Source organism: Rhodanobacter sp. UC4452_H20 (genome assembly GCF_052978205.1).
In genome coordinates this window covers 2,318,199-2,344,532 of record NZ_CM129662.1, presented here as the reverse complement: position 1 = coordinate 2,344,532, position 26,334 = coordinate 2,318,199, and the positions used below count along the sequence as shown (strand labels likewise).

Genomic DNA, 26,334 nt, shown 5'->3' with positions numbered 1-26,334 from the left:
CGCAGGCGCCGCCGGCTCATTCGGGTCGATGCTCCAGCGCGAGGTATTCCTCGCTCTGCATCTCGATCAGGCGCGATTCGGTGCGGCCGAATTCGGCGCGCAGGCGCTCGCCGTCGTAGAGCTCGGTGATCGGCGCGGCGGCGGAAAGCACCAGCTTCACGCGCCGGTCGTAGAACTCGTCGACCAGTTGCACGAAGCGTTTCGCCGCGTCCTCGCTGTAGATGGTGAACTGCGGCACGTTGGCGACGATCACCGCCGGGCCGGCCTTGGCCAGCGCGATGTAGTCGGCCACGGCGCGCGGGCCCTCGCACAGCGCGGCGAACTGGAACCACAGGATGGTCTCGGCGCGCTTGTGGAACGGGATGTCGCGGCCGTTGATGCGCAGCATGCCGTCGAGTTCGATCGCGCCACTGGCCTGGCTGGCGAAGATGCGCTCCAGTGCGCGATGCGACTCGGCGCCCGGCGGGGTGAGGTAGACCGGCGCCTGGGTCAGCGCGCGCAGGCGCCAGTCATGCGCGGAAACCATCTCGACCACGTGGCAGTGCTGCTCGATCAGCGCGATCGCGGGCAGGAATCGGGCGCGCTGCAGGCCGTCCTTGTACAGGTTCGCCGGCGCGGTATTTGAGGTGGTGACCAGGCTCACCCCGCGCTCGAACAATGCGTCGAGCAGGTTGGCCAGGATCATCGCGTCGCCGATGTCGTTGACCAGGAACTCGTCCAGGCACAGCACGCGGCAGCGTCCGGCAATGCCGGCAGCGACCTCCACCAGCGGGCTCTGCCGCTCGCCCAGGGCGCGCAGGCTGTCGTGCACCTCGCCCATGAAGCGGTGGAAATGCCGCCGCAGCACCACGCCGTGCGGCAGGCTGGCGGCGAACAGGTCCATCAGGAACGTCTTGCCGCGACCCACGCTGCCCCACAGGTACAGTCCGGGCACGGCCGGCGGCGGCTCGTTGCCCAGCAGCGATTTCAGCCGGCCGAACAGGCCGCCTTCGCCGGCAGGTTCCGCGCACAGTGCCGCATGCATGCGGTCGAACTCGGCCAGCAGCGCCAGCTGGGCGGGGTCGGACTCCCAGCGATGGGCGGCCACGCCTTCGGCATAACGCGCGCTGGGCGCGAGCAAAAACGTTTCGGTCATGGAGGGGGTCAGGCCTGGCGTGTCGGCGGCAGCCAGTCGCGCACGGCGTGCTTGATCGCGCCGCGCAGATCCATCAGCCGGCGATGGAAGAAGTGGCTGGTGTCGGGCATGCGCACCAGTTCGGGCGGGTGTTCCAGGCTGTCGAGCCAGTCGAACACCGCCTGCGGTTCGACCACCTCGTCGGCCTCGCCCTGCACGACCAGCCAGGGGCAGGTCGGCGGCGTGATCGCATCGAGCCCGTAACGGCCCGCCGGCGGCGCGATGCTGATCAGCGCATCGGCGTGCAGCGGCGCCGCCTGGGCGATGCTCACGCCGCTGCCGAACGAGAAACCGGCCAGCCACAGCGCATCGTCGGGTCGCACGCGACGCACCCAGGCGACCACGGCGGCGAGATCGTCGCGCTCGCCGCGGCCCTTGTCGAAACTTCCCTCGGAACTGCCCGCCCCGCGGAAGTTGAAGCGTACGGTATCCAGCCCCGACTCGCGCAGCGCGCGTTCGACCATGGTCACCACCTTGTTGTGCATGCTGCCGCCTTCGCTGGTCAGCGGGTGGCAGATCACCGCCACGCCTCGGCGCGCGCCGTCAGGCTCGGCGATGTCGGTGACGGTTTCCAGCTTGCCGACCGGGCCGGTCAGCACGAAACTGGCGGCGACATCCGGAAAGCCGGCAGGGTCGGCAGGGAACGAGGCGGGTTTCATGCCCACGATGATAACCGCGACGCCGCACTGCCGCCCGCGGCAATGAACCATCTGGCGCATGCGCTGCTGGCCGGCGATGACGAGGCGCTGCAACTGGGCGGCCTGCTCGGCGACTTCGTGCGCGGCCAGCCCGATCCGGCGCAGTTCCCGCCACGGGTGATCCGCGGCATCCGCCTGCACCGCGCCATCGACGGTTACACCGACGCCCACCCCGCCGTGCTGGCCGCCAAGGCGCAGCTGCCGCCGCCGTATCGCCGCTACGCCGGCATCCTGCTGGACATGTGGTTCGATCACTTGCTGGCCCGGGAATTTCCACGCTGGAGCGCACAGCCGCTGGAGGACTACTCGCTCGGCCTGCGTGGACTGCTGCGGCGGCGCGATGCCTTGCTGACGCCTGCGTTGCGGCGGTTCCGCAGTTACATGGAAGCCAACGACTTGCCTGGCGGCTACGCCGACCGAGCAGTGCTGGGGCGGGCGCTGGTCGGGATCGGGCAACGATTGACGCGAGCCAATTGTAAGCGGCCACTTGGTTTGCAAAGTCGGGACACTTGGTTTGCGGAGCGCCGCGGAGGGGGAATGACGGCATCGTAATGGGCCGTTGAAGGGGGTTCAAACCACGCTTGTGCGGCCGGCGCCTACAGGGCCCCGCTGCGGGGGATGATTCCGCTGCCTGATCCTGGCCGGCAGGATACAGGCATGGACGAGCGAATCGACTTGCGCAGCCCGCTCAGCCGGGCGCACTGGTGCGGCAATTTCAGCTGTAGCGACGCCGAGCTGCTGGCGGCCGTGAGAGCCACGCACAGCACGGACGTCGGGACGGTAGGGCTGTATCTGGCCACCAGGCATGCCCTGGAGGACTTCGACCAGCCCACCGCCCGTGGTTCCGCTACCGGGTGACCATGAGCAGTTCGCCGGCGGCCTTCCTGCCTCCACCGATGGTGTAGGTGGCGGTGAGTTTGCGCTGCTTGAAGCGGGCGAACGCGCGGCGGATGTCGGGGTGGTCATTGATGCTGAGGATGGCGCGGCCCAGCAGGTTGGCCATGACTTCGGCGAGCTGCTCGTATTCCGTCCAGGGGAACGCGTTCGCGTAGCCCTCGGTCTGCCAGTATGGCGGGTCGAGGTAGAACAGGGTGTCGGGGCGGTCGTAGCGGCGGATGCAGTCTTGCCACGGCAGGTGCTCGATGGTGACCCTGGCCAGGCGCAGGTGCGCGGCGGACAGGTCCTCCTCCAGACGTAGCAGGTTGAGGCGTGGCGGTTGCATGGCCGAGGTGCCGAAGGTGTGGTCGCTGACCTTGGCGCCGAAAGCCAGCTTTTGCAGGTAGAGGAACCGCGCGGCGCGCTGGATATCGGTCAGGGTCTCGGGTCGCTCCATCTTGGCCCACTCGAACATCTCGCGGCTGGCCAGCGCCCAGCGGAACTGACGCACCAGCTCGTCCAGGTGATGGCGGACGCAACGGTACAGGTGCACCAGTTCGGAGTGCATATCGTTGAGCACCTCCACCGGCGCCGGCGTGGCACGCATGAACAGCAGCGCGGCACCGCCGGCGAAGGGCTCGACGTAACACTGATGCGGGCTGTCAAAGAGCGGGAGGATGTGCTTTGCCAGCCTGCGCTTTCCGCCGGGCCAGGCGAGGATCGGTTTTGCCATGTTGCGTCTCCACTTCTGAGATCGTTGGTTCGTACGCTGGCCCCGCCGTGATCACGGAAGGGGCCGCGCTTGATCCACGCTCACTCGTGGGGAAAGGCCGGGCTGTTGACGCAGCCCGGCGCTCCGCTTAGGGCCGGGTGAAGATGCGGGTCATACCATTTGTCCATCCCGTTTGATTGCTCACCGCCCATTCATTGACCCATGTGCCGTCGAGGCCGGTGGTGCTATCGGCGCTCGATTGAATTCGGAAATCCTTCGGGCCTTGTCCATAAACGGTTGGGCCGTCGGGACGCACCTGAATCGAGACCTCGGCCACTTGCGACGTGGTGGGAAGCTGATAGGCGAGTATCCAGGGGCCGCCAAGCACGGCGCTGCTCGCCCAGAACGTGGATGCATTCGCGTCGAAGGCCTTCGACGCAATATAGGTACCCGAGTACGTGGCGTTGGCGGCGGCGACCCCACCCACGCACAAGGTGCTTCCGCCAGAAACCGCACGCAGTTGCAGTTCGGCGATGCTCGATCCATCAGGGCTGCCATCGCTCGCGGTGATGTAGATGCGCCAGTATCGGCGCGCGCCGCTCACCGTGATCGGGAGGTTGACCGTCGACGCGCTGCCGTTGGCGTCGGTGACCGTGAAGCTCACTGACGATGTGGCAATCTCGCCGCCGGTGCCGTCATAGCTGATCAGGCCGGCCGCATCCATCGTGACGCCAGCAGGCAGCGCCCCGGAGCTGTAGGTAAATGGCGCGGTGCCGAACTGTTCGGTGAGCTGGTAGCCGGATGCGGTGCCGGCGACGAAGGTCACGAAGGTGCTGGTGATCTGTGGGGCGCCGAAAGAGAACGTCGCCGTCAGCGGTTGCCAGCAGGTATAGCCATCGCGCACGGCCTCGACCTCGATGCGCACGATGCCACTGCCGGGGTTCGCCGGCGTATGCGTGGTGCCGGTGATGCCGGCGGTAGTGGACTTGAGCACGCCGTCGAGATAGGTGCGCACGGTGTACGTCGTCCCCATTTCCGGGCCGACATTGGCGGCGGTCGTGTCGATCAGCTGATCGGCCTGCAGGCCGCGGTCGCGGTGCGACCAGGTCAGCACCAACGCGCTGGGCACGCTGGCGGGGTACGCCACGCCATTGATCTTGAGGTTGCCGGGCGGGTACGGGCGGATCTGACGCTTGTTGAGCAGGATGCTGGCCGTGGTGGCCAGGGCCGGATCGAGCTTGCCGTTGCCGGCGTTGGTAAGCAGCTTGGCCTCGATGGTTTCGCCAGTGGTGTATTCGGTACGGTCAGCCGCGGTGAAGTGGTCGGTGCACCACACTCGCGCGCCCAGCGCATGTTCGGCTGGAACGGTGTCGACGCAGCCGCGGGCGAGCGTGGCGGTGCCGGCGGCGGCGTCGATCGCTTCGACGCGGAAGAGCTCGTCATCGATCAGCGCCTCGCTGCCGATGGCTACCAGGTCCAGATCCTTGGGGCTGGTGAGCGTGATGGCGACCGGCACGGCGCCGACAGGCACGGCTGCAGCCAGCAGGCCGGTAGGCGCGAAGTCACCGGCGGCGACTTCGGTGAAGGCGCCGGTGGTGCCGATGCGTGTGGTCAGCGCGTAGTTGATCGGCACGCCGGCGGGGCGCGCAGCCAATGAACCGACGTAGCCGGCCAGCGCCGTGACGGCAGCCAGATCGGCGGCGCGCAGGTTGGCGGCCAGGTCGCGATAATTGGCTTCGACCAGGCGCTGTATGGTGATCGGCTGGGGCGCAAGGTTAGGCGCCGTCCACAGCGGCGGCTGCGCGACCAGATAGGTGGTGGTGGGCAGCGCATAGACGTCTTGCGCGCAGCTGAGCGTGATGGTGTTGATGGTGGGTGTGCCGCGGTCGATATCGAGCACGCGGATCGGCATGCGCGAGAGGTTCAGGCGCGACCAGCTGAACGCCAACACGTCGCCCTTACGCACGTCGAGCGAGGAAAACACTTTGAGCTTCATGCGCGCCGGCAGGCTGCTGCTGGCATGCAGGTCGCGCATGCCAAGCCGCAGGGCCAGCTCTGCATTCCAGACGCCGTCGTAACGCACGGATTGGCTGACCACCCGGCCCTGCGCCTGGATATTGGCCAGATTGTTGATGGCGGGCGTGGCCGCATCCTTGTTGGTCTCGCTGTCGTGATAGGTCACGACGATCTGGTTCACCGAGCCGGCCAACGCGCTCTGCTCGTAGCTGACCAGATCCACGATGTTGGATTCGTCGACCAATGGCACCGTGTTGATGTCGTAGTCGCCGCGGTAGAGCTTCAGATATTGCTTGCCGGTGGTGGGGTCGTCGACGAAGTCGCCGCCCACGTGATCGCACACCGTGCGAATGAAGTTGCCGGTCACGTCGCTGCGTGACCACTTGAGGCATAGGCCGAGACCTTCGTCATGGAGCGTCTGCGCCGCGGCTTTCATGCGCACCAGGTCCAGCGCCTGGTCCGGGTTGCGGCCCAGACCGGTAGTCGGGTCCGTGATGGCACGGTAGATGAAATGCGCCCCGTTCATGCCCTGATCGATCTGGCACAGGCCCGGCTCCCAGACGGGCGTGCGCCAACCGGCGGTCCAGCGCTGCACCTGGAAGCCCCAGGGTTTGATGTATGGGTTCAGCGCACCGACGATGCCGCGGTACACCAACATCACCTTGCCGCGGAAGGCCGGCATGGGCGTGCCGAGCTGGCTGACCAGGTAGGCGTTGGGCATCTGGTCGGCCTCACCCATCATCAGGTCGGCGGTGCCCTGGATGCCGCCCTCCTTCTTTTCGCCGCCATAGAGCTCGGGCGCGTTGATCGTGATCGGGCCGCTGGTGGTGGCGTTGCCGGACCATGCCAGGCGGCCGCCGCCGGTGATTTTGCGCAGGGCATCGATCGGGCCGGTGCTGAGCCCGAACAGGATGCCCATCTGGTACCAATAGCCGATGGTGACCTTGCCGCCCTTACCCATTGTTGGCCTCCGCTTCCGCGCGTGCGATCGCCACCACGCGTTGGGCGTAGGCGTCGTCGATGGCCTCGGCCTGGCTGATCGGCAGGCCCTCCTCGGCCAGTTGGCGCAGATCCACATGGTGGCGATCGCACCAGGCACGGATGCTCGGGGCGCATAGCACGCCGGTGCCACCCAGCTTGGCCGCGCGCACATGCTGCATGGTGATACGGATCTCGCTCATTACTTGCCGCTCGATACCTGGATGGGCGGGTAGACCTTCAGATCGCCGTACCAGGTGATGTTGGGGTCATCAATCCAGACCGTGCCGCCGAAGTCCACGACTTCGCGGCCGTCCTCGACCGTAGGCACGTCGAAGTCGGTCAGTGCCGGCGGCTTGGCATTCTTCGGTTTGGGGGCCAGCGCGATCGCGAGGATCAGCGAGATGACCATGACGATCAGGTATACCCAGGTAATCGGGTCCATGTCGGCTCCTAATAGATGGGGTCGCTGCCCATCGGGTTCTTGTCGGGGATAAACGGATCGCCGCCGTAGTTGATCGCGTTGTTGAATTTCTGGTCGCATGTGGTGAGCGTGTGATCGTCGCCGGGGTAGGTGGCCACCACGGTGCCGACGCCGAGTTGTGCCGGACGCAGCAGAGTCAGCACAGTGCCAACATGCGAGACGATGGGCCGACGTTCGATGACGCCGTCGACGCTCCACTCGATCCAGCCGCCGTCGAACCAGCCATCCGGCTTGTCGGCCCATGCCGCGGCCGTGACCGTCAATCCGACAACGGAGATGATGGTGGCGTTCACCCGCATGGTCTCGCGATCCACGTTGCACTCGCCCAACCCAGCGCCATAAGTGGTCAACGGACAACCTTTCTGCCAGTTGCGCTTGAGCCCGAGGCCCTTGAGGCTGGCCATCGGCGGCAGGCCGTGGATGATCGCCTTTGTGGTCGACCACTCGACACTGCCGATCACGCCGACCCAGCGTGTTTCGATGACGCCATCGCTCTTGCGTTGGCGTCGCAGGATCATCTCCACGTCCTGCATCGGCGCGGTGCCGCGGTAGAGATCCAGCAGTGGCAGATCCACGGGTACGGACAGGTCGAGCACGTTACGGGTGAGGTCGCCGCTTTCGGCCAGGCCGCTGCGCTTGATGTTGGCGTAGGTGTAGGGCTGGCCGAGGTATACCAACGCCTTGTTCTCGGTGACGTAGCGCCAGTGCTGCACGCCGCGAGCGAACTCGTAGAACTCGATCCAGCGGCTGATGAAGCTCACGGCTCCTCCTTCGGCACGCCGACGAAAGTAGTGCCGGCCGTGGCCGTGCCCGTGCTGTCGTGTACGTGGCCGATCTCCACGCGGTCGCTGCTGAGGCCGGCCAGCATCATCCAGTTGATCTGCCGCACCTGCGCCGGCGCGATCGGCGCGCCGATCGCGGTGTCGATGGCGAGTTGCTCGGTTTGCGCGTCGACCTCGACGGCGTTGGTGAGTCGGCGGTAATACACCGTGCCGGTCTTGAGTTCGATGCGGATGTGCGTGCGGCCGGGTTTGCCGAAGGCGAAGCGCGTGATGCCCGATGCCACCACGACCATCGACGTGGCCGAGGCCGTCATCGGTGCGGCCAGCGTGATGTCCGCGTTCCAGCTGGGCACCCAGGCGACATTGCCGCGGCCGTTGAACCAGTAGAGCAGACTGCGCAACGCGGCCCGCGCCGCGCGGCCCTGCACCAGCCAATAAAACGGCTGGCTGATCCATGTCTGGCCGCTGATGTCGTCGAGGGTGGGCGCACCCAGATCGTTGTCGATCGTGACGATCTGCCGGCGATAGGCGGCGGCCAGGTCCTGCGGTTCATCGGTGCGGGTTTCCAGCACCGGGATGCCGAGATACATGGCGGCCGGCGCGACGGCTGGCCAGGCGCAATCCTCGGCGGCCATGAAGCGCACCTGCGCGTCGACGCGTTCGTCATGCTTGCGGTTGAGCGTGGGGAAATCGGTGAGCGTGGCCGTGCGCACCGGCACAATGCGGTCGCCCTTGCCCCAGCCGTTGGCCAGCGGCTGCTTGAGTGTGATGGATGCGGTGGTGAGGGTGAGGATTTCGGCGAGCTCGAAGCTCGATGCCGAGCGGTAGAACGCGACGAGGCCGCCCTCGACATAGTCCAGGCCGGTGGTGTCGAACGCGATCACGCTGGCGCCGGCGGCGATCGGCGCGGTCAGCCAAGTCATGTCGACCCACACAGGCAGAGCCCAGGTGCGCGAGCTCCAGTCGTACAGTGCGTTCTCCATGATCTGGCGCTCGACGCCTTCGGCGATCACGCCAAACTCCCATTCGCGGCGCGGCGCCTCGCGGCATGGCTGGCGCAGCTGGCTGCCGTCGGCCGCATCCTGTACGTCGGTGAGCCAGCTGAGTGTCTCGGTGAGATTGTTGGCCCAGTCCGGCGCGATCATCCAGGCGGTGAGGCGGTTGCCGGTGATGATGGCTTCGACCGGATCATGACCAGCGAAAAGCCAACGCAAGGTGGCGTCGATGATCGGTGGCCCGGACGTGTCGATGGCAACCGACCAAGTGCGTTGCTGCAACGACGCGAAATTCAGCGGCAGCGCGCCCTCGCCCGTGAGCGTGATGCCATCGAGGCGGAGCGTGAGCAGATCCGTCAGCGTCAGCGATCGATCCGGCCACGCATTCCAGACCTCCAGCTCGCGCGTCTGTGCGGTAATGAGGTTGCCCAGGTCCAAGCGGCTGGGGATCACGTGCACCCGGAAATAGAAGTCCGCCAGATAGCTCGGCGGCATGCCACCGCCAAGCACGCGTGCCGAAGCGGTCACCGGGAGCTGGTTGATCAGGGTATTGCCGAAACGCTGTGCGCCGTCGATCGCGTGCGGCGGCCAGTAATCGACGCCGTATCCATGCATCGCCTTGGTGAGCGCCGGCGTGACGAGCGCGCCGAGCGCCGACCTCATGAGGTTGCCGGCCAGCACGCTCATGTCATGGCCCGTCGTAACGCACGGCCCAGCCGAGCGTGCCGGAATGCGTGACGTTATTGCCACCATCGCGCGCGCCGGCGAACTTGCGGAACCACGGGTAGATCCGCCAGCGATCCGTGCCCAAGGTGATGATGTCGCCCGGGGCATAGTTGTCGATGCGGATATAGCGCGCGTGCGCCAGGCTGCCGGCGATCGAGCGCCAACCCGACCCGCGCGCCACGCTGGGCTGGATCGGCATCAGCACGGATTCGCCGTTCCATGTGTTTGGCTGGCGACCCATGCGCGGCTGCAATTGCCCGCTGGCATTGGCGCGGGACCCGGCCGACGAGTTCACGCTGTTGTCATTGGTGCCGGACCAGCCGGCATCCCACCCGTGATGGATGAACGAGTTGTACAAAGCCACTGCCGTCGCCGCCTGTCCCCAGAACAATGCGGCGCTGGTAGGGCGGTCCACCGCACCGCCAAGCTGGGTCACGCCGGTGGGCTCGATCCAGATGTTGCAATTGCCATTCAACCGCGGCTGGTTCGAGGAAGTGGCGCCGTACCACACGCCGGTGCCCGGCACCCCCGGCGCGGGGCTTTTGCCGAAAGCCAGCCAGGCGTAGTACTCCACCGAGTAGCTCGCCACCATGTAGACCTCGTCAGGCGAGGTATGGATGTGGATGTCGTAGTTGATCGGTGACGTCAGCAACGGCGTGCTGCCCACCGGCCCCACATAGCAGGCGGCGGGACCAGCGCCGGTGAGGTTGTTGCTGCCATCGATGCCGGTGCCACCCAGAATGGACAGGAAATTGGTGCCGCCGGCCAGCGGCGCGCCGTCGACGATCTTCGCATCGACATAGACGCCGCTCTTGGAGAGCACATTGCCGCTCAATGTCCAGCCGTTGGCAGTGCAGGCGCCGCGCAATGCGGCGAGCAGATCCGTGACCGTATTGGCAGTGCCGCTGACGTGCGCCATCAGTTGAGCCTCATTGCGTAGTAGGCGTCGAATCCGCTGCGCCAGACGTCCTGGATCACGATGTATGTCACGCCGTCGATCACCAGGGTATTTTCGGTGGCGTTGGGGCCGTAGCCGGTGATCTGATAGATGCCGTCGAGCTCGCCGAGGTCACCCAGTGCGCTGTTGAATACGACGGGCAACAACTGATAGGTGGTATCGGTCACCCAGATGCGCGTGTTCACGCCGTCGCTGCCGTTGCCGTTGAACATCGGGCTGTTCCACGGCGCGCATTCGGGTTGCTGCCAGCTGCCGTCTAGGAAGCGCAGCAGGCAATTGGCGCGCGCGCCACGGTACGGGATGGCGTGATTGACATCGGAGAAGCGGATGGGTGGCAAGCCCGCCAGCATGCCGGCCACCACCAGCGGGTAAGGGAATTGCGAGGGCGTGGCATAAGGCAGGCATTTGCCCACGTAGGCGCTTTCATAGACCGGGTTGCCGACCTTCAACGCCATCGCGACGCGCTGGCCGTTCACCGCCAGCCAGTAGTCGATGCGGGTGCTGGTGGCCGGAATGCCGGATTCGGCATAGCCCGGCTGCGCCGTGAAGGCGTTGCCGGCGACATAGCCGGTGAAACCCGCCACCGAGAGGTTGTAGTAATCGAGGATGACATCGTGATAGCTGCGGAACCCGATGAAAATTTCCTCGGTGCCGCTCAGCCCCACGCCCTTCATGATTAGCTCGCGATTGCTGCCATCGGTAGGATTGAGATAGCGCAGCGTGGTCCAACCGTTGGCCTCGGCGAAGGTCTTGATCTTGAGCAGCATCTGCCAGTGGGCGAGGCCCTCGCTGCCGGTGTTGTCGACGAATCCGATTTCGTAGGCCATCAGCGTGCGATCTGCCGGATCTTGGTTTCGTTGCGCGAGATGATGTTCATGACGCTGGTTTCTCCATCGCCGCTGTCCAGGTAGTCGCGGACCAGGGCGGGGTCGATGACGTTGACGTTGCGCAGCGCGACCTGGGTGCCGGGCCGCGAATCGTTGGCGGCGGTGGTGGGCAGGCGCGTGCGTGCGATGGGTGCCGGCAGGCGCGGCGCATCGTTGAGCGGGTTGACGTAGCCGCCGTCGGCGTAGCCGTAGGCGATGGCATGACGCAGGGCGTAGAAGCCGGATGGACCGCCGAGCGCGGCGATCTCGCGTTGGTTCAGCACGCCTTCGCCGCGGTGGACCACGCCGGCGACCTGATACTTGCCGCCGTGGCCGGTGTAACCGCCCTCCGCGAAGCCGCCGACGCTGCCAATACTGTTGGCGATGAGCAGCGTGGTGGCGGCTGCCTGCAGCTTGTCGGCATTGCTGCCGAGCAGCGCGGCCGCACCGCCGACGACGCCGCCGGCCACCGCCAATTTGGTGGCACCCTGGCCGATGTCCTTGTTCTTGTCGCCGCCGCCGCCGAACAGGTTGCCCAACGCGTCGATCGCCTTGGCGGCCAATGCGCGCGCGGCGACCTGCGCCAGGCTTTGAATCACCGTGCGGGCCAGCGTCTTGAACGCTTCGCCCACCGTCATGGTGCGGGTTGACAGGCCTTCCAGAGCCTGTTCCAGACCGCTGGTCAAACCGCTTTCAAACGCCGTTTTCAGGTCGTTCGTCTGCAGCTTGAGGCGGCCCAGCTCGGCCTCCAGGTTCTTCAGCTGCTCGACCGCGCGCGGGTCGCCGGTGGCGGCCACCAGTTCGCGCATCTTGGGGATGAGCTGATCGAGTTGGGCGGCGGTGGCCTGGTGCAGATCGAGGATCTGCTTGCGCGCGGAATACTCGCTGATCAGGCCGGCCTGTTGCTCGGCCTGGATGCTCTGCTCCTGCCGGCTGGCGCCGGCCAGCACCTGGTCCACCTGTTGCTGCAGCTGCTGCAGTTGCGCGCGCGCCTCGCCCACGTTGATCAGCGATTTGACCAGGCGCACGCCGGCCTCGTCGCCACGGCGCTGCAGATCCGCCAGCAGCTCGCCGTACTGCGCCTCGATCTGCAACCGCGCCGCCTCGCCCTGCTGGCCGGTGGCCTGGAGGTAGGCGATGTTGAGGCCGCGCGACTGATCCGCCAGGGCGCGATCGCGCGCCTGAGCCGCCAACGTCTGCACCTGGCTGACCTGCGCCTGCACCGCCGTAACATCGCCACCAGCGGCGATCGCCTTGCCGCCAGCAGCCGTCGCGGCCAGCATCGCCTTGGTGTACTGATCCCAGATGCCCGTGACCGGTCCCAGCGCCGTGTTGCCGAGGGACAGAATCTGGTTTTGCAGCTGTTGCTGGGCGGCTGCGAGCGCGTTGGTGGTGTCCTTGGCCGCCACGGCCTTGGGTTGGGTGCGCTCGAACTGCGCCTGCGCGCCGGCCAATGCCTTGGCCAGGTCTGCGTTGATCTTGTCCGCATCGTTCGGCGCGGCCCTGATGGCCGCTGCTGCGGCATCCTTCAGCTCTTTCACGCGGTCGGCGTATTTTTGCGCCGCACTGCGGTACTGCAGAACGGCCGCATGCAGCACATCCGCGCCGGCTTTGCCTGCTGCGTCGGTCTGTTTATCGGCGCCTTGCGCCTCGGCCGTTTTCTGTTCCTGGAACTGCAGTTCGCGGAGCGCGGAAACCTGAGCGTACAGGCTGTCGATGCGCTGCTGGGCGAGGCGCTTGACGCCGGGAATGTTTCCCGTGAGCGGATTGTCGGCCAGGTCCTGCGCCGCACCGATCTTCAGGTACAACTGGTCGATCTGCTGCCCGAGATCCGCGCTGCCCCATTGCTTGATCAGCGCGATGCCGTGCGAAATCTCGCTGTGCAGATCTTTATAGGCCTGCTGGATGATGCCCAGGTTGGCGGCGTCACGCTGCTGGCGTTGCTCCAGTGTATCGGCCAGCGTGCGCATGGTGAGCGCATCGGCATCGGCTTCGCGACCGTGATCCTGCAACGCCTGGATCTGCAGGTACGTGGTGGTGGTGAGGAAGTGGAACTGGTCATCCAGCGCCTTCACTGCCTGCGCCGGGCTGCCTTGCAGGCGCAGGATCGAGGCGACGGACTTGTCGATGCTCTGACCGGTGAGCGCCGACATGGCCACGGCCGCGCGTGTCGCGTCGGTCATGCTCTCCGCGGTCACACGGCCGGACTGAGCGAACAACAGGATCGCGGTGCGTGCGTTTCCGTAGCTGCCGGTTGTCGCGCCCACCTCGATCGCCAGGTTGCGCATCTGGGTGCCGGTGGTGCCGGCGTAATTGCCGGTGGCGATCAGCGCACGGTCCAGCGTCTGCGCTTCCAGGTAACCCTTGACGGCCACTGCGGCAAGGGCGGCCAACGTCACTACCGTCAACCCTATGCCCAGGCGCAAGGCCGAAATGTCGCCCAGGGTCGCCCGGCTGTTGGTACCGAGCGTCGCCACGTTGCCCGCGGCGCCGCTGATGTCACCACTCGCGAGGTTGCGGCCCAGACTGACCACTTCACGCCCCAGACCTCTGGCGCTGGTGCTGGTAGCGTCCATGACCGTCTGCGTTTGGCCGAGCTGTTTGTTGAGGCTCGCCGCCTCTGCCTGCATCTCGCCGATGCGCTTGCCTGCGGCACCCAGCAGATCCGCGCTGGTCTTCGAGGTGTCGCCCGTTGCCTTGACGGATTTGGTCAGGTCATCCAATTGCTTGCGGGCCGACTCCAGATCGGCTTTGATGCGGAGCGCGATTTCCAGGTTGCGGTCGGCCACTGTTATGCTCCCGCCGACCCATCATGAAGGGGACTCGACATGGCACTGGTTACCTGCCCCGACTGCGCCGCCAAGATCTCCGATGTGGCGCCGGCTTGCCCGCACTGCGGACGGCCGCGCGACGGCATGACCACCATGCTGGGCCGCGCCAACGGGCAGCACGGCGCGACGAAGGTGCTGTCGGTGCTGTTGCTGTTGGTGGGCGGGTTCATGTTCGTGTCCGGATCCTGGCCGTTGATTGGTGCGTTTCTCGCCATCTGCGGCATCGTGTGCCTGATCATCGCCCTGGCGACGGACAGGCGCGGCTGATCAGTCCTTTCGCAGGGCCTCCACCAGCGCCCCCATCTTTTGGAGTGCGTCCTTGCTCTGGCAGCCACCGTAGCCATTGGCCACGGCTTCGATCAGGTTGGCCTGTTGCTTGTCGCGCAGATGCATCAGGCGGCCGTGGAAGAGGCGGAGCTGGCGCTCGGTGTATCGGCCGAGCTGCTCGGGGGTGCCGAAACCGGCATCGGTGAGTTCGACGTAGACGTCTGCCCAGCGAACAGCTCCTGACGTCGCATGCGCTCCCTCGCCCGGCGCAGCAACTGCCGCAAAAAAAAAGGGCCGCAGACTTCCCACCAGGTGACCAGCAGTGCATCGCTGTCCGCGTCGCCCAGCGCCTCCACCCACGCCAGTTCGACCTGCGCGCTCAGCGCGATCACCGGATTCATGATCTCGCGGTATTCGCCGACCACCGCCAGCACGTCGTCGGTCAGACCTTCCGAGTCCTGAAAGAGCTTCTCCAGCGCAAGCAGGAACGGCCGGGTTTGCGCACGGACCTGAAGGCCCCTTGGGTGGTCGTATTCGTGCACTGTGATGGCGCGGCCGGCGATCGCGATGTCACGATCGGGATGCGAGATCGAAAGATCATCGCGGCCCGTATCGGGCCGCTTGACGGGTTTCTTGGTGGTGACTTTGCGGGCCATGAATAGTCCTTGCGTGGACTCGTCGCGCCGGCATGGCGCGGCGAGTCAATGACGTCAGCCCGGCAGTTCGATCTTGCCGAAGCCGCCCAGGGCGCTGTCCGCCGCGTTGATCGTGTCGAACAGCACCGAGCCGCCGAGCTGCAGCTGGCCGAAGTCGTCGCTGATCAGGTCCAGCTGCGAGATCGGGTCGAACGCGCAACGCCACAGCCGCACGATCGCGCGCGAGTTGTCGACGGTGTTGATGCCGTCGAGGAACAGGTAGCGCTCGGGGATGTCGCCCGTGAACATCGTCACGTCGGTGCCACCGGCATAGCTGTAGGCGGCCTTGAACGGCTGGGTATAGGCGCCGAGCGCCTTGAGCGTGATCAGGCCACCATGCGCGGATTCGATCGCATAGTCGGTGTCCGGGGTCAGGGTAGCCGGACCGACGGCGCTGTCCGTGATCACCACCGAACTGACATTGCCATGCGCCAGCGCGATGGTGTTGCCGACAACCAGGTCATCTGGGAACGCCTCGGCGGTCGCCGTGCCGCTGGTTACCTGGTTGACCGTGCCGTAAAGGCCCAATGCGAGCTGCTTGGCGCCGAAATAGTTCAGCGTCATGGAGAGTTCGACCTTCTTGCCCTTCTTCAGCTGGGCCGACTGCACGCGGTTGCCGCTGAAGCTCTCGGTGCGGTCGCTCTTGTCGGTCGAGAACTTGAGCTGCAGCGTGGGGGCGTCGCCCACCCATTCCAGCGCGAGCGGCTTGCCATCGGTGCCGCGGCTGCCGAGCCAGATCTTGCCCTGGAACGAGAAATCCTGCATGTCCATTACGCTTTCTCCTCGGCGGCGGCGCCGCGCTTGGTGGACGACAACGGCGCGATCACTTTCTGATCGGCCAACCAAGTGGCGTCGTGATCGGCCACGTCGATCTCGTCGCCGGCCTTGTGCGGCTTGCCCGCATGGGTATGGTCTTTCAGCAGCTTGACTTTCATGATCATTGCGCCTCTGCGCCGATGAAGGTTTGGGTTTTCCACACGTCGCACCAAAGCGCGGTGGCGTCGTCGTACCGCAGCAAGTCGCCGCGTTGCATCTCGAAGGGGCGGGCACCGGGTACGTCGGGCACCCAACCGGCCAGCACGCCGCGCACGGACCCGATGAGCGCGTTCATGGCGTCGCTGAGTTGGGCGCCGCCCTGCTCGCGGTAGTTGCGCCCCACGATCACGACACCCACCGCCACCGTGCCGCGCTGCGTGGTGCGCACCTGTTCACCGCGCTGGCCGTTGCCGGTCTTGGCGCCGTCGAAGTTCTCCTGCGCCAGCACCACGAACACGCTTGGCGGGGTGAAGTCGCGCAGGCTCTTCACCGCCGCGTAATCCGCCGCCAGGCCCACTAGGCGAAGCCCGGCCACACCGGCCTTGATGCGGTCGGCAACCGGCTGCACGTCGAACGGCGCGAAGCTCATGGGTAGCGCCCCGCGTCGCGGCGGAACACGCGGCCATCGCCGGTGAACTGCACGTCCGCATCCTCGGTGTCGGCGAGCACGGGATCGTCGGCGCCCAGGCTGAACTTGCCGTCCGCGGTGAGCTGCAACATTTTCATCGCGTCGCGGTAGTCGCGCAGGATCGGATCGTCCTTGTCGTTGCTGATGCGGTCCTTGTGCAGCAGGTAGCGGGTGATCGAGCGCGACCACTCGACCACGACCGGCGACACGGTGGCCAGCGGCAGCGGGTAGCGGCGCGCCAGGAAGCCGTCGATCACGCCGGCGGCGCCGGTGATCGCTTCGTTGATGCGCGCCAGGGCGTCGTCGGCAATCGCTACCTGGTCGGATGACCAGGTGCTGCGGTCGGCATTGCGCAGCGTGGCGTCCATCAGGTCATCAGCCACGATCGCATCACGCTCGCGCGTCGCCACCTGGGCCAGCTCGCGGGCACCAGGTCGTTCGGCAAGTTGGGCGGGCGTGATGTACATGCGTCAGTCGGCCGGGGTGATGTCGAAGTAGTACGACTTGCCAATCTCGAACTGCGCGTTCGCCGCCGGATTCGTGCACAGCATTTCGAACGTGCCACTCGGAGTGGCTTCCTGGAAGCGCTGATCCTCCGGAATGGCGGTGTCGTACTGCGCCGAGAACTTCAACGTGCGGGCGCTGGTGTTCCAGCTATGGGTGGAGACGGTATCGAGACGAAACTTTGCACGGACGCTCATGGCGGATTTCCTTGGTTGGTCGGTGGCCAGGCTCTCCTGGCCACCGATTTCTTCGGCGTGCGAATCGAACGCCAACGCGCGCTCCCGGAATTACTTGCCGGCCTTCTTGCCGGCGACGGTTTTCTTGTCGCTGCTGGCCTGCTTGTCGCCTGCCTTCGCGGCATCAGCCGCGGCCTGCTTCTCGGCAGCCTTCGCGGCATCAGCCGCGGCCTGCTTCTCGGCAGCCTTCGCGGCATCAGCCGGGGCCTGCTTCTCGGCAGCGTCTCGCGCGACGGCGGCGCGCAGATCCTCGATTTGCTCGGCGTTGGGCCTGGGGAGCTTTTTGCCGTCTTCCAAGAAGATCAGCAGAGGCTCGCTGAAGATCGCCAGCGCCTGCGCCGGCGTCAGGTCGTTGCTGTCCACTTCCACGCCGGCGCGACTGAACTCGATGCCGGCGCGACGGAAGCTCTCGGTTTTCGATTTGACGGTGATGACGGACATGGGGGCTCCTGGCTCGGTGTGACGAAGCGGGCGGCGGATGCCGCCGCCCGTTCGCTTTCACTTCACGGCTGCGGGTTGTTCGGTCAGATGATCCAAGCCGTGTCGAGGACGTCGACGACGCCCTTCATCACGTTCTCGGCGCCGTTGGCCAGGGTGGTGGCGCTGACGATCTTGGCCGCGGCGAACTTGGCGCCCGGGCGCACCACCAGCAGGTTCGGCTTGAGGCCCAGCGGCTTGCCGTTGTCGCCGGTGCGCTCCGTCATCGCGGTGTAAGCCGCGGTGATGTTCTCTTCCGTCAGCGGCTGGTTCGAGGCGTACGCCATCTGCCAGAAGCCGAAGCCGACGTTGCGACGGCAATCGACGCCGTAGACGTATTCGGCGCGGTCGAACACATTGTCATCGGTCTCGGCCGTCTTGCTCACAAAATTGAGCGCCTGGCGGTTCTGGAAGATCAGCGGCTTCAACGCGCGGCTGGTATCCAGCAGGTACCAGGTGCTGCCGCCGCCGGAGCTGTCGTAGTTGGACTGACTGGCAACGACGCCGTTCGCACCGGTCACCGGATGATCGGTGTCGAAGAAATACTGGCCGTCGTAGCACAGCGAGGAGATACCTGCCTTGAGCAGACCAAAGGTCAGCTCGTCGGGGTGCGCCTCGGCGGCGCGGCCCATCTCCTGCATCATGGGCGTGAACACGCCGTACTGATCGTCCTGGATCGCCGGTTTCGGCACAGACACGGTCAGCTCGAACGGCTTGTTTTTGATGGTGTAGCCGTGCGTCTTCACGCCATTGACGACGCGCTCTCCGAGCCACTCGCGCATGCCGGGGAAATTGCCCAGCCAGCCGTACTCTTCGCTGCCCGTGGTGGACGGCACGATGGTGGCGATGCGCTTGTATGCCGTTTCCGCCGTGCCCACGCCGGCCGCGAAGGCTGCCTTGAAGGCGATGAACAGGGTCTTCAAATTGCCTGCGTTGATGATCATGAATAAAGCCTCTTGGGTTTAGCCTGGGCCAGCCGGTTCCACGGCTCGGCTACGGAAGGTGTCGGGTCAGCAGGTCAGAACTCGACCCAGACCCCGTAGGAGTCGACGAAGCGCACCACGCCGGCTTTCGAGCGGGCGCTGGAGCCGTCGGTCTTGGCCACCGTCTGGTTGTCCACCAGGTAGCAGGTGGCGCCGATGTCGGTGTTGGCGATCGCGTCGGTGCTGGCCGAGTTGGCGAACGGGAACACGCCGCGGCGCACCTGCACCTGCACGCCGCCGGCGCTGCCGCCGGTGTTGTCGACGGTCTCGTCGAACACGCCGACGCAGGTCTTGCCGGTGGCCGTGGTGGCCATCTCGGCGTTGCCGGCGGTGTTGAGCACCGCGATGGTGCCGGCCAGGCACTTGCTGGCGGCCGCCGGGAAGCTGAACAGCACGCCGTCGCGGCGCTGGGTGTTGCGTTCGGTGGTGGTAGCGGTCATTGCGGGTTCCTCAAGGACTGGAGTTCGGGACTCAGGCGGCTGCGGCCGCGCGTCGGGGTGGGGTCAGGCGGCCTTGGCGGCGGCCGCGAAGTCCTTGGGGTCGATGCCGGTGGCGCTGCACACCGCCAGCTGCTCGGCGTTCAGGCCGTTGGCCTCGTCGACGATCGGCTGCTTGCCCTTGGTCTGGCTGTTGTTGAGCGCGGCGATGGGCGCAGCGCTGTCCAGGTAGGCGGTGAGCTGGGCGATGTCGGACGCACCCAGCTTGCGGGCCCAGTCTTCCTGGGCCTTCAACAGGCGGCCATCGGCCAGGCCAGCCTTGACCAGAACGTCCACGTCGGCGCCCTGGACCTTGGCGGTCAACGCGGCAAGGTCGCCCTTGACGGACTCCAGCACGCTGACCGGCACGAACTTGGCCGGGTCCGGATCCGCCGAGCTGGCGTCCGCCTTGGTCTTGAGCGCGGTGCACGCGGCCACCAGGGCCTCGGGCTTGTCGTCGGCGCCGGCACCGATCGCCTTGCGGATGTCCGCCAGCGGGTCCGCCTTGAAGTGGGCGGTGAGCGCGGCCGCGGCCGCGTCTTCGGTGGTGCTTTCAGCGGAAAGGGCGAGCGCGGCGCACACCGCCAGCAAGAGCTTGTTCATGGGTGGTTCCTCTGGGTTGATGCCGAACGTGGCGGCAGCGCGGAGCGCGAGCGGCTCCATGCCATCGATGCCCGCGTAATTGGTGAGCGCGGCCATCTGGACATCCAGCACGTCGCCGGTGCGGCTGTCGTAGCTGAAAACGGGACTGACGAACTTGTACTCGCCGTCGTTGATCGCCTGGCGGGCGCGGGCCGTGAGCTCGACGGTGGCGAACAGGCCCTGGCCCTCGCGCCACGACAGCGCGGTGATCCACGCCGCGGCCGGGGCGGGCTGCCCGTTCTGCTCCTTGTGGAGCGTCTGGTGCTCGTAGTCGACGACAGCCGGGTTCTTGCGGTTGTTGAACCGCGCGATCACGCGGCTGGCCACCGCCTGGTCGATGTGCCAGTGCGGCACCTTCAGCTCGCGCCCGTCGCTGGGCAGGAAGTCGCCTGCCGGCGTCAGCTGCACGTCAATGGTGGTGTCGGTGCCGTGGCCCAGCGCAAACGCGCAGGCGGCAAGGGCAATGGCGAGGGATGTACGACGGGGCATGCGCCCAGTTTCGTGATGCCACCCTGGGCGGGTGGACCGAAGCGCTTCGCTGAATCAGCCGAGGAGGAAAACACCCGGATTGCGCGTGTTCAGCAGCCTACGCCGCCCGGCACGGTGCCGGCAAGCCGCCCCGATGGCGTTTGAAGGCATTTAAAACCCGTTTAAAAACGCCGAGGCCCCTCCAAGGCGTACCAGTGCCGCCCCCGCGGGGCCGCGAGGCGCGCACAGGCGCGCGTTAGGGCTTGCCCTCCTGGAGATGGGCGAGCAGATGATCGCGCGTCAGCGCCACGATCTTCTCCTCGTCGGCGGCGCTCACGCCGAGCCAGGGGCGCGCCGGGATCCCGTGCTCGCCGTTGCGCGCGCCGAACTGGTGGATGGCGCCGTAGATGGCACTGGTGCCGACCAGCACGGCCGCCTCGCCGTCGAGCTGCCAGCTCAACTGGTCGCCGAGCATGTGGTGGTCGAACTTGAGGATGGGCACGCCCGGGCGCTTCTTGGCCTTCCAGCGCGCATAGGAGGGTTCTAGTGCACGCCAGCGGTGGCCGCCGGGGTCGACCTGGTCCACGCCGCGGTCGCGGGTGGAGCGCAGCATGTATTCGCCGATATCCGACAACAGCAGCTTCTGCCCGGCCGGGCTGAGCTGCGCCGCGACGGCATCCAGCCCTGCGGCCGCGCCGGACGTGTCGACCTGGACCTCGATGCGTGCGCCAGCCATTACAGCGCCCCCTGCAACAGCACGAACTCGCCGGCGTCCAGGTGCTGCTGCAGGGTCGACACCTCGACCGTGTCGTCGCCGTCGTAGACGTTGGCGGTTTGCGCGCCAGTGGCCGCTGTCACCCAGGCGACATGCACGTTGCCATCGGCAGCGGGCGTGTCCACGTACAGGAGCTGGCCACCACGCACGTCGAGCAGCACCGCATGCGGCGCGGCCAGCAGTTGTGGCACGTCGGCGGACTGCGAGGCGCCAATGGCTTCGGGCGTGCCGATGATCGGGGCGGCGGCTGGCGTGATGCCGGCGCCGGCCAGCGCACGGACCAGGTCGGGCGCCAGCGCGCCCACCGCGGCGTCGTCGGGTGGCGCCTCGGTCGTCGCCAGCAAGCCCGCGCCGAGCACCAGGAGCTGCAGCGCGCTGAAGGTGCTGCTAAGCGTGCGCACGATGCGGGGGTTGGCCAGCAGCTGCGCCAGTGCCTCGGCGCCGGCCAGCGCCGGCAGCTGGCCGGCCTTGCGCAGCGTGTCCTGGGCGAGCCTGGCCAGCGGGTTCACCGGCGGCGTGGCGCCACGCTCGAACGCGCTCTTGCCCGGCGCGTAGCCAAAGCCCGGATCCACGCCGGCCGGCGTTTCCACCTGGCGCGGATGCGGCCCGTTCTTGCCCACCAGCACCTGCTGCATGTCCACCGGCGGGGCGGTGTCCGGCCCGTTCTTGCCCAGCCGCTTCAGGTCGCGCTCGTTCAACGCCTCGACCGTGCACTGGCAGCCCCAGCCGTTCGGCGGGAAGTGCGTGTTCCACCACGGGTGGTCCGCATCGAGCACCAGGCCATTCCACGCCAGGTGCATCGGCCGCGGGTGTTGCACGGCATCGCTGTGGCGGTAGCGCCAGAACGGCCGCACCGTCTTCAGCGCCTGCAGCTGCGAATAGCGCCCCGCCGCGTAGCTGGTGCGCAGGTTGGTCTCGTAGATCACGCGCGTGCGCCAGTTGCGCCCGCCGTTGTAAGCCCAGCCGTACTTCGCCACGATCCGGTCGAAGTCGCTGCGGAACGCCTCCAGCCCGGTGCCGTCCGCGATCGCGCGATCGACCGCCGCGCGCAGGTCGACCAGCAGGTCGATGCGGTTGGCCCCGGCCACCATGAACGCGTGGTCGTGTTCGGCCAGCCACAGATCCGTCCATGCTTCGGTGAGCACGTTCCGCTTGGCGCGGAAAAACGCGATCTGCTCCTTGAACGGCAGGGAGCCGTAGGCGACCCGGTCAGCCACCAGGCGCTCCCTGGGGTTTCGCAGCGATCTGCACGGCTACCGCCTTGCCGACGGACTGCGCCATCCAGCCCTGCGCGATGACGCCAGCCGCCTGGCCGAGCAGGTAGACCGATACCAGCCAGGTAAACGCGTTCACGAACTCCTCGCCGGTGAGCTTACCGACCAGCACCAGGCCGACCAGGACGCCCAGGGCGATCGTCGACCACAGATCCTTGAAACCTGCTTGCGTCATAGCGCACCCGCCTCTTGGAGAATCTCATAGCGGCCGGCCAGCGCCGCCGCGGCCAAGCCCTGCGCCATTGCTTCGGCGTACTGGTCCAGGCTCATGTCCGGCACCAGTTGCAGGATGCCCTCGCGCAGCGCATCGAGCGAATCGACGCGGCCGGCCAACGCGCGGACCTGAGCCAGCCAGTCGCCCAGCGCGGGCGCCACCGCCTTGTCCAACTGGTCGACCATGCGCGCGGGCGGATCCTGTGGCTCGACGGGGATCTGCGCGCTGGCGGCCGCGGTACCCGGCGGCACCTCGGCCGCCGCGTCGGCCGGCGCGGGCGTTGCAGCAGGCGCCGGCGGCTTATCCGCCACCAGCAGATCCGCGTCGTCGGCTTCGGGCTCCGGGATGCCCAGGCGTTCCTGCGCCCACTGGCGCGGGATCTTGAAACCGATGTTGACCAGTTTGGGCAGGGACTCCGAATACGCCGTGATGTCTTCGGTTTCCTCCACCGGGAAGGTGAAGCGCGGCGCGCGGCGGATGGTGGTGGCCAGGCCATTGAGCACGGCGATCGGGTAGATCAGGTCGCGGGTAAGCGTGGCGGCGATCTGCTTGGCGTCGCCGTCGCGCAGATCCTTGCGCACGTCGTCATGGACCTTGCCCAGCGCGTTGGTGCTGGTCTTGCCGTCCGCCTGACTGGTGAGCGTGCCGCCCAGAACCACCTTGCTCTGGGTCTTCTCGCACCAGTCGATCATGGCCATGAACGAGTCGGGGTCGCCGGTGGCCGGGTCGTGGAACTCCAGCGTCATGCCGTCCGGGATGATGCCGGCGGCGTTGTGGCCGAGCTCGGCCAGCGCGCGCAGCAGCGTGGCCTTTTCCGCCTTGCCGCTGCCGGGCGGGTATTTGCCCACGCGCAGCGGGATGCCGTAGATCTCCAGGAACTCGGCCAGGTCCGCGACGGAGTAGTTCTTGAACAGGTACGGCCACACCAGTACGCGGAACATGCCGCTGCGCGCCAGGTAACCGCTCTTGGCCTTGTGGGTGTGCGTGATCCAGCCGAACGGGTTCAACGGCTGGCCGTCAGCGGTGCCGTCGCGCAGGCGCACCTCCTCGCGGTAGCCGCGATAGATGTGGAACCAGCTCTGAGGACGGTGCGTGATGCTCTTGGGCAGCCAGTAGCCGTCGAGCTGGTGCCACTCGATCTCCAGGCACACGTAGCCCTTGCCGATCGCGTCGGTCACATCGAACAGCATCTCGTCGAAGTCCGGGATCTCGGCGAGCAGTTCCTTCAGCGCCTTGGCGTTCTTCTTTTCCGCCGCGTAGGGGCTGGACGGCGGCACGATGTCCCAATCCAGCTGGCGGATGGCGCCGCGGCGCTTGAGCATCTCGCTGGCCAGATGGCCGTCCTTTTCCTCCATGTCCTCGTACAGCTCGCACTGCGCGACCAGGTCACCCTGCTCGGCGCCGTCGAGGATGGCGGCCACGCGCGATGGCGTGAGCCCGCGGCTCGGGTGGCCCTGCCATTCGTTGCGTAGCTGCATGCTGCGGCTGGTCTGCGGCTCGGCCAGGTCCGCCGTGCGGATGGGCTGGCCATCCGGGCCAAGGATCGTGGAGGTCACCATGCTTTCGATTCCGGTAGGGCAAAGTCGGCGCTGTCGTCGGCACGCATGCGCATGCCGTCCTCGTCGCGCACGTTGTCGAAGCCGCGCGGTTGCCGCGGCAGCGCGTCCCACGCGATCTCGGCGGACAGGTTGAGCGTGGCAAACCATGCCAGCACCAGGAACACGGCAAAATCGCCGTGTCGGTGCAGGTCAGGGTCTTTCAGATCCTTGCGGCGTGTGGCGACTATCAACGGGATGCCGTCGACATCCTCGATTGCGCGCACGTCGTTGGCCAGGTCCGCATCGGCCGGATAATCGATCGTGGCGTCTTCGTGCGCCTGGATCAGCTTGGGCATCCAGGTGCCGTACCAGTTCCGGCTGAGCTTGACCTGGTGCACGCTGGCGCCGTATTTGTCGCCGGTGTATTCCGCGAAGGTCTCGCCCGATCCAGTGGCATCCATCGCACCGCCACAGCGGCGCGGAAGACCGTCGATCATCGTCCAGACGATCTGCTCCTGCTGACGCGCCGGCACATTGTTCATCTCGATCACGAACGGCACCGAGCGGCGCATGTCCTGGTGAATGGCGACTGGGCCGGCAATTGAAAAGTCGCGGTGACGTGCCCAGTCCTGCGCGAACACATGACGCAGCGTCGGATCCAGCTTGGCCAGCTCGGGCTTCAGGTAACGCTGTATCCAATCCTCGACATAGGACTCGCGTTCGAGCATGGACTTTTCGGTGAAGTCGCTGTCCAGCGCCAGGCGCAGCACCTTGCGCCCAGGAACCATCGCCTGGTCGATCCACACACCTGGGATGCATACGCCATTGCCGTCACGCGGGATCGCATCGAGCTCCTCGCGCATTGCCGCCTTTCGGGTGCCGTAGCCGTTGCGGATCTTGGCGTACCATTTGGCTTTGCCTTCGGCGCTGGGCGTCCAGCCCTTCATCATGCACACGCGTTCGTAGATGCCATTGCCCACCGCATCGTCGAATGTCACGGTGAACACCTTGGCGTCCTCGCCGTAGCGGCCTTCCTCGATGTCCTTGATCAGCTGGTTAAATGGGTTATTGCGCCCGTTGTGGCTGGAAATGATGATGATCTCGCCGCCCCAAATCAGCAGCGCCGTAGCGGCATCGAGCACGCCCTGAACGTCGGGATGGAATGCCGCTTCGTCGATTACAACCACGCCCTGGAGGCCGCGTATGTTTGCGGGGCGTGACGATAGCGCCGTGATCTGGAACCCGCTGGCAAAGCGGATGCGATACGACGTGATGTTGCGTGTGTGGCCGTCCTCGTCCTGGTCCTCGAACAGGAACTCCTCGATGCTGGACACGCCCATGCCCTGCGCCTGCGCGATGACGCGCGCGAACTTGGCGCAGTAGCCGACGAACTCCAGGCCCTTTTCCTTGGTGTCGCCGATGTAATAAATGTTGTCGCCGCCGGCGCTCTTGCGCGATGCGGCCTTGATCGTGCAATCCAGCGCCACGGCAAAGGTGATGCCGGTGCGCCGGCCCTTCGACGCCACCTTGATCGACGCATGAATGGCCAGGAACGCCGACTGGTGCTTCATCAACACGCCGGCGGCCAGCGGGTTGAAACCGTCCGGCACCTCGCGCACGCTGGCGGGCAGCTCGTCCCATTCGACGCTGCGCAGGGTGCTGCTCAGTGGGCGGAGGGAGCCGTCAGCCATCAGCCGATGCCCAGCACTTTCTTCCGCCAGAACTCGACCTGCGCGACATCCATGCCCTGGGCGCGAGCGACCTCCTGCAGGTTGCTCTCCTGCTCGGCCTGAAGCTGCTCGCGCGCCAGCCGGGCGATCTCCTGCCGCTCGGCCAGGCTCATCTTGCGGGCCTGCAGCACGGCCTTGGCGCCGCGCGCCAGCTCGCCGATCTGCTTGATCGACACGCCATCGTCGCCGTCGCTCTGCGCCTTGAGCGCGGCGTCGGTGGCCAGCGTGGTCACCGCCTGCACCAGCAGCTGGCCAGCGCGGTCGTTCGGATCCTCGCCCAGCTCGGTGACCAGGGCGGTGCTGGCCGCCTGGATATCGCGCATGCGGCCAGCCAGTTCGCTGACTTGCTTGCTGTAGCGGCCGATGGCGCTGCGACTGGGTACGGTCGCTTCGGGGAAGCGCTCGCGCGCCATCGCGAGGATCTCGTCCAGCGTATGGCGGTCGGCCCGGATCAGCTTTTCCAGAAACCGTCGCTGCTCGTCCGGCAGGCGCTTGATGCTCGATGCGCGGGGCAT

Annotated in this window: 31 protein-coding genes; 3 read left to right on the top strand and 28 right to left on the bottom strand. The window is 66.6% G+C overall.

Going from position 1 to position 26,334, the window contains the following annotated elements:
• Positions 1 to 16 precede the first annotated feature (16 nt).
• Together zapE and ACVCMC_RS11070 are read right to left on the bottom strand one after the other, a co-directional pair.
• Positions 17 to 1,135, bottom strand: a complete 1,119-nt coding sequence (gene zapE, locus ACVCMC_RS11075; RefSeq protein ID WP_395116289.1) for a cell division protein ZapE — start codon at positions 1,133 to 1,135, stop codon at positions 17 to 19.
• A gap of 8 nt (positions 1,136 to 1,143) precedes the next feature.
• Positions 1,144 to 1,833 (bottom strand): alpha/beta hydrolase, encoded by a 690-nt coding sequence (locus tag ACVCMC_RS11070; RefSeq protein WP_395121331.1) that lies wholly within the window; start codon positions 1,831 to 1,833, stop codon positions 1,144 to 1,146.
• Positions 1,834 to 1,875: 42 nt separating this feature from the next.
• Between ACVCMC_RS11070 and ACVCMC_RS11065 the strand changes: the two genes are divergently transcribed.
• Together ACVCMC_RS11065 and ACVCMC_RS11060 are read left to right on the top strand one after the other, a co-directional pair.
• Positions 1,876 to 2,424 carry an acyl carrier protein phosphodiesterase gene (locus tag ACVCMC_RS11065; RefSeq protein WP_447097330.1) on the top strand — a complete coding sequence of 183 codons (549 nt, stop codon included), beginning with the start codon at positions 1,876 to 1,878 and terminating at the stop codon, positions 2,422 to 2,424.
• Between the two features lie 105 nt (positions 2,425 to 2,529).
• Positions 2,530 to 2,730, top strand: a complete 201-nt coding sequence (locus ACVCMC_RS11060; RefSeq protein ID WP_447097329.1) for a DUF3606 domain-containing protein — start codon at positions 2,530 to 2,532, stop codon at positions 2,728 to 2,730.
• Here ACVCMC_RS11060 and ACVCMC_RS11055 read toward each other — a convergent pair.
• From ACVCMC_RS11055 to ACVCMC_RS11015, 9 genes are all read right to left on the bottom strand, one after another.
• Positions 2,720 to 3,481, bottom strand: a complete 762-nt coding sequence (locus ACVCMC_RS11055) for a DNA adenine methylase (protein ID WP_447097328.1) — start codon at positions 3,479 to 3,481, stop codon at positions 2,720 to 2,722. The two genes, ACVCMC_RS11060 and ACVCMC_RS11055, sit on opposite strands and share 11 nt — an antisense overlap.
• Before the next feature lie 127 nt (positions 3,482 to 3,608).
• Positions 3,609 to 6,437, bottom strand: a complete 2,829-nt coding sequence (locus ACVCMC_RS11050) for a phage tail protein (protein ID WP_447097327.1) — start codon at positions 6,435 to 6,437, stop codon at positions 3,609 to 3,611.
• A complete protein-coding gene (locus ACVCMC_RS11045; RefSeq protein ID WP_447097326.1) occupies positions 6,430 to 6,657 on the bottom strand; it encodes a hypothetical protein in 228 nt (75 codons plus the stop codon). The genes ACVCMC_RS11050 and ACVCMC_RS11045 overlap by 8 nt, the downstream gene beginning before the upstream one ends.
• Positions 6,657 to 6,899, bottom strand: coding sequence for a hypothetical protein (locus tag ACVCMC_RS11040; RefSeq protein ID WP_447097325.1), 243 nt, complete (start codon positions 6,897 to 6,899; stop codon positions 6,657 to 6,659). The genes ACVCMC_RS11045 and ACVCMC_RS11040 overlap by 1 nt, the downstream gene beginning before the upstream one ends.
• A gap of 8 nt (positions 6,900 to 6,907) precedes the next feature.
• Positions 6,908 to 7,699, bottom strand: a complete 792-nt coding sequence (locus ACVCMC_RS11035) for a phage BR0599 family protein (protein ID WP_447097324.1) — start codon at positions 7,697 to 7,699, stop codon at positions 6,908 to 6,910.
• Complete coding sequence (locus ACVCMC_RS11030) at positions 7,696 to 9,402, bottom strand: hypothetical protein (protein ID WP_447097323.1); 1,707 nt, start codon at positions 9,400 to 9,402, stop codon at positions 7,696 to 7,698. The genes ACVCMC_RS11035 and ACVCMC_RS11030 overlap by 4 nt, the downstream gene beginning before the upstream one ends.
• 1 nt (position 9,403) lies before the next feature.
• Positions 9,404 to 10,360 carry a hypothetical protein gene (locus tag ACVCMC_RS11025; RefSeq protein ID WP_447097322.1) on the bottom strand — a complete coding sequence of 319 codons (957 nt, stop codon included), beginning with the start codon at positions 10,358 to 10,360 and terminating at the stop codon, positions 9,404 to 9,406.
• Complete coding sequence (locus ACVCMC_RS11020) at positions 10,360 to 11,226, bottom strand: hypothetical protein (RefSeq protein ID WP_447097321.1); 867 nt, start codon at positions 11,224 to 11,226, stop codon at positions 10,360 to 10,362. Before ACVCMC_RS11020 ends, ACVCMC_RS11025 begins: the two co-directional genes overlap by 1 nt.
• Positions 11,226 to 14,054 carry a phage tail length tape measure family protein gene (locus tag ACVCMC_RS11015; RefSeq protein ID WP_447097320.1) on the bottom strand — a complete coding sequence of 943 codons (2,829 nt, stop codon included), beginning with the start codon at positions 14,052 to 14,054 and terminating at the stop codon, positions 11,226 to 11,228. Before ACVCMC_RS11015 ends, ACVCMC_RS11020 begins: the two co-directional genes overlap by 1 nt.
• A gap of 39 nt (positions 14,055 to 14,093) precedes the next feature.
• On the opposite strand from ACVCMC_RS11015, the gene ACVCMC_RS11010 reads away from it, so the two are divergent.
• Positions 14,094 to 14,363: a hypothetical protein gene (locus tag ACVCMC_RS11010; RefSeq protein WP_447097319.1), complete on the top strand. Its 270-nt coding sequence runs from the start codon at positions 14,094 to 14,096 to the stop codon at positions 14,361 to 14,363.
• Here the strand turns inward: ACVCMC_RS11010 and ACVCMC_RS11005 are convergent, their stop codons facing one another.
• The 17 genes from ACVCMC_RS11005 to ACVCMC_RS10925 all read right to left on the bottom strand — a co-directional run bounded on the left by ACVCMC_RS11005 (position 14,364) and on the right by ACVCMC_RS10925 (position 26,334).
• Entirely contained in the window at positions 14,364 to 14,489 is a 126-nt protein-coding gene (locus ACVCMC_RS11005; RefSeq protein WP_447097318.1) for a hypothetical protein, read from the bottom strand.
• Positions 14,489 to 15,019 carry a DUF6631 family protein gene (locus ACVCMC_RS11000; RefSeq protein ID WP_447097317.1) on the bottom strand — a complete coding sequence of 177 codons (531 nt, stop codon included), beginning with the start codon at positions 15,017 to 15,019 and terminating at the stop codon, positions 14,489 to 14,491. Before ACVCMC_RS11000 ends, ACVCMC_RS11005 begins: the two co-directional genes overlap by 1 nt.
• 54 nt (positions 15,020 to 15,073) lie before the next feature.
• Entirely contained in the window at positions 15,074 to 15,829 is a 756-nt protein-coding gene (locus tag ACVCMC_RS10995; RefSeq protein ID WP_447097316.1) for a phage tail tube protein, read from the bottom strand.
• Positions 15,829 to 15,993, bottom strand: a complete 165-nt coding sequence (locus ACVCMC_RS10990; protein WP_447097315.1) for a DUF7210 family protein — start codon at positions 15,991 to 15,993, stop codon at positions 15,829 to 15,831. The genes ACVCMC_RS10995 and ACVCMC_RS10990 overlap by 1 nt, the downstream gene beginning before the upstream one ends.
• 2 nt (positions 15,994 to 15,995) lie before the next feature.
• Positions 15,996 to 16,463 carry a phage tail terminator protein gene (locus tag ACVCMC_RS10985; protein ID WP_447097314.1) on the bottom strand — a complete coding sequence of 156 codons (468 nt, stop codon included), beginning with the start codon at positions 16,461 to 16,463 and terminating at the stop codon, positions 15,996 to 15,998.
• Positions 16,460 to 16,969, bottom strand: coding sequence for a gp436 family protein (locus tag ACVCMC_RS10980; protein ID WP_447097313.1), 510 nt, complete (start codon positions 16,967 to 16,969; stop codon positions 16,460 to 16,462). Before ACVCMC_RS10980 ends, ACVCMC_RS10985 begins: the two co-directional genes overlap by 4 nt.
• Before the next feature lie 3 nt (positions 16,970 to 16,972).
• Entirely contained in the window at positions 16,973 to 17,203 is a 231-nt protein-coding gene (locus ACVCMC_RS10975) for a hypothetical protein (protein WP_447097312.1), read from the bottom strand.
• A gap of 90 nt (positions 17,204 to 17,293) precedes the next feature.
• On the bottom strand, positions 17,294 to 17,683 hold the full coding sequence (locus ACVCMC_RS10970) for a hypothetical protein (RefSeq protein WP_447097311.1): 390 nt from the start codon (positions 17,681 to 17,683) through the stop codon (positions 17,294 to 17,296).
• A gap of 83 nt (positions 17,684 to 17,766) precedes the next feature.
• The gene (locus ACVCMC_RS10965) at positions 17,767 to 18,663 is read right to left on the bottom strand and encodes a Mu-like prophage major head subunit gpT family protein (protein ID WP_447097310.1); all 897 of its coding nucleotides are present in this window, start codon (positions 18,661 to 18,663) and stop codon (positions 17,767 to 17,769) included.
• A 74-nt stretch (positions 18,664 to 18,737) separates the two neighbouring features.
• The gene (locus ACVCMC_RS10960; protein WP_447097309.1) at positions 18,738 to 19,142 is read right to left on the bottom strand and encodes a hypothetical protein; all 405 of its coding nucleotides are present in this window, start codon (positions 19,140 to 19,142) and stop codon (positions 18,738 to 18,740) included.
• 63 nt (positions 19,143 to 19,205) lie between these two features.
• Complete coding sequence (locus ACVCMC_RS10955; protein ID WP_447097308.1) at positions 19,206 to 20,309, bottom strand: phage protease; 1,104 nt, start codon at positions 20,307 to 20,309, stop codon at positions 19,206 to 19,208.
• A gap of 235 nt (positions 20,310 to 20,544) precedes the next feature.
• Positions 20,545 to 21,024 carry a phage virion morphogenesis protein gene (locus ACVCMC_RS10950; RefSeq protein ID WP_447097307.1) on the bottom strand — a complete coding sequence of 160 codons (480 nt, stop codon included), beginning with the start codon at positions 21,022 to 21,024 and terminating at the stop codon, positions 20,545 to 20,547.
• Positions 21,024 to 22,280, bottom strand: a complete 1,257-nt coding sequence (locus tag ACVCMC_RS10945) for a phage head morphogenesis protein (protein ID WP_447097306.1) — start codon at positions 22,278 to 22,280, stop codon at positions 21,024 to 21,026. Before ACVCMC_RS10945 ends, ACVCMC_RS10950 begins: the two co-directional genes overlap by 1 nt.
• Complete coding sequence (locus ACVCMC_RS10940; protein WP_447097305.1) at positions 22,273 to 22,512, bottom strand: hypothetical protein; 240 nt, start codon at positions 22,510 to 22,512, stop codon at positions 22,273 to 22,275. Before ACVCMC_RS10940 ends, ACVCMC_RS10945 begins: the two co-directional genes overlap by 8 nt.
• Entirely contained in the window at positions 22,509 to 24,110 is a 1,602-nt protein-coding gene (locus ACVCMC_RS10935) for a DUF935 domain-containing protein (protein WP_447097304.1), read from the bottom strand. The genes ACVCMC_RS10940 and ACVCMC_RS10935 overlap by 4 nt, the downstream gene beginning before the upstream one ends.
• Positions 24,104 to 25,780 (bottom strand): hypothetical protein, encoded by a 1,677-nt coding sequence (locus ACVCMC_RS10930; RefSeq protein ID WP_447097303.1) that lies wholly within the window; start codon positions 25,778 to 25,780, stop codon positions 24,104 to 24,106. Before ACVCMC_RS10930 ends, ACVCMC_RS10935 begins: the two co-directional genes overlap by 7 nt.
• The gene (locus ACVCMC_RS10925) at positions 25,780 to 26,334 is read right to left on the bottom strand and encodes a phage protein Gp27 family protein (protein ID WP_447097302.1); all 555 of its coding nucleotides are present in this window, start codon (positions 26,332 to 26,334) and stop codon (positions 25,780 to 25,782) included. Before ACVCMC_RS10925 ends, ACVCMC_RS10930 begins: the two co-directional genes overlap by 1 nt.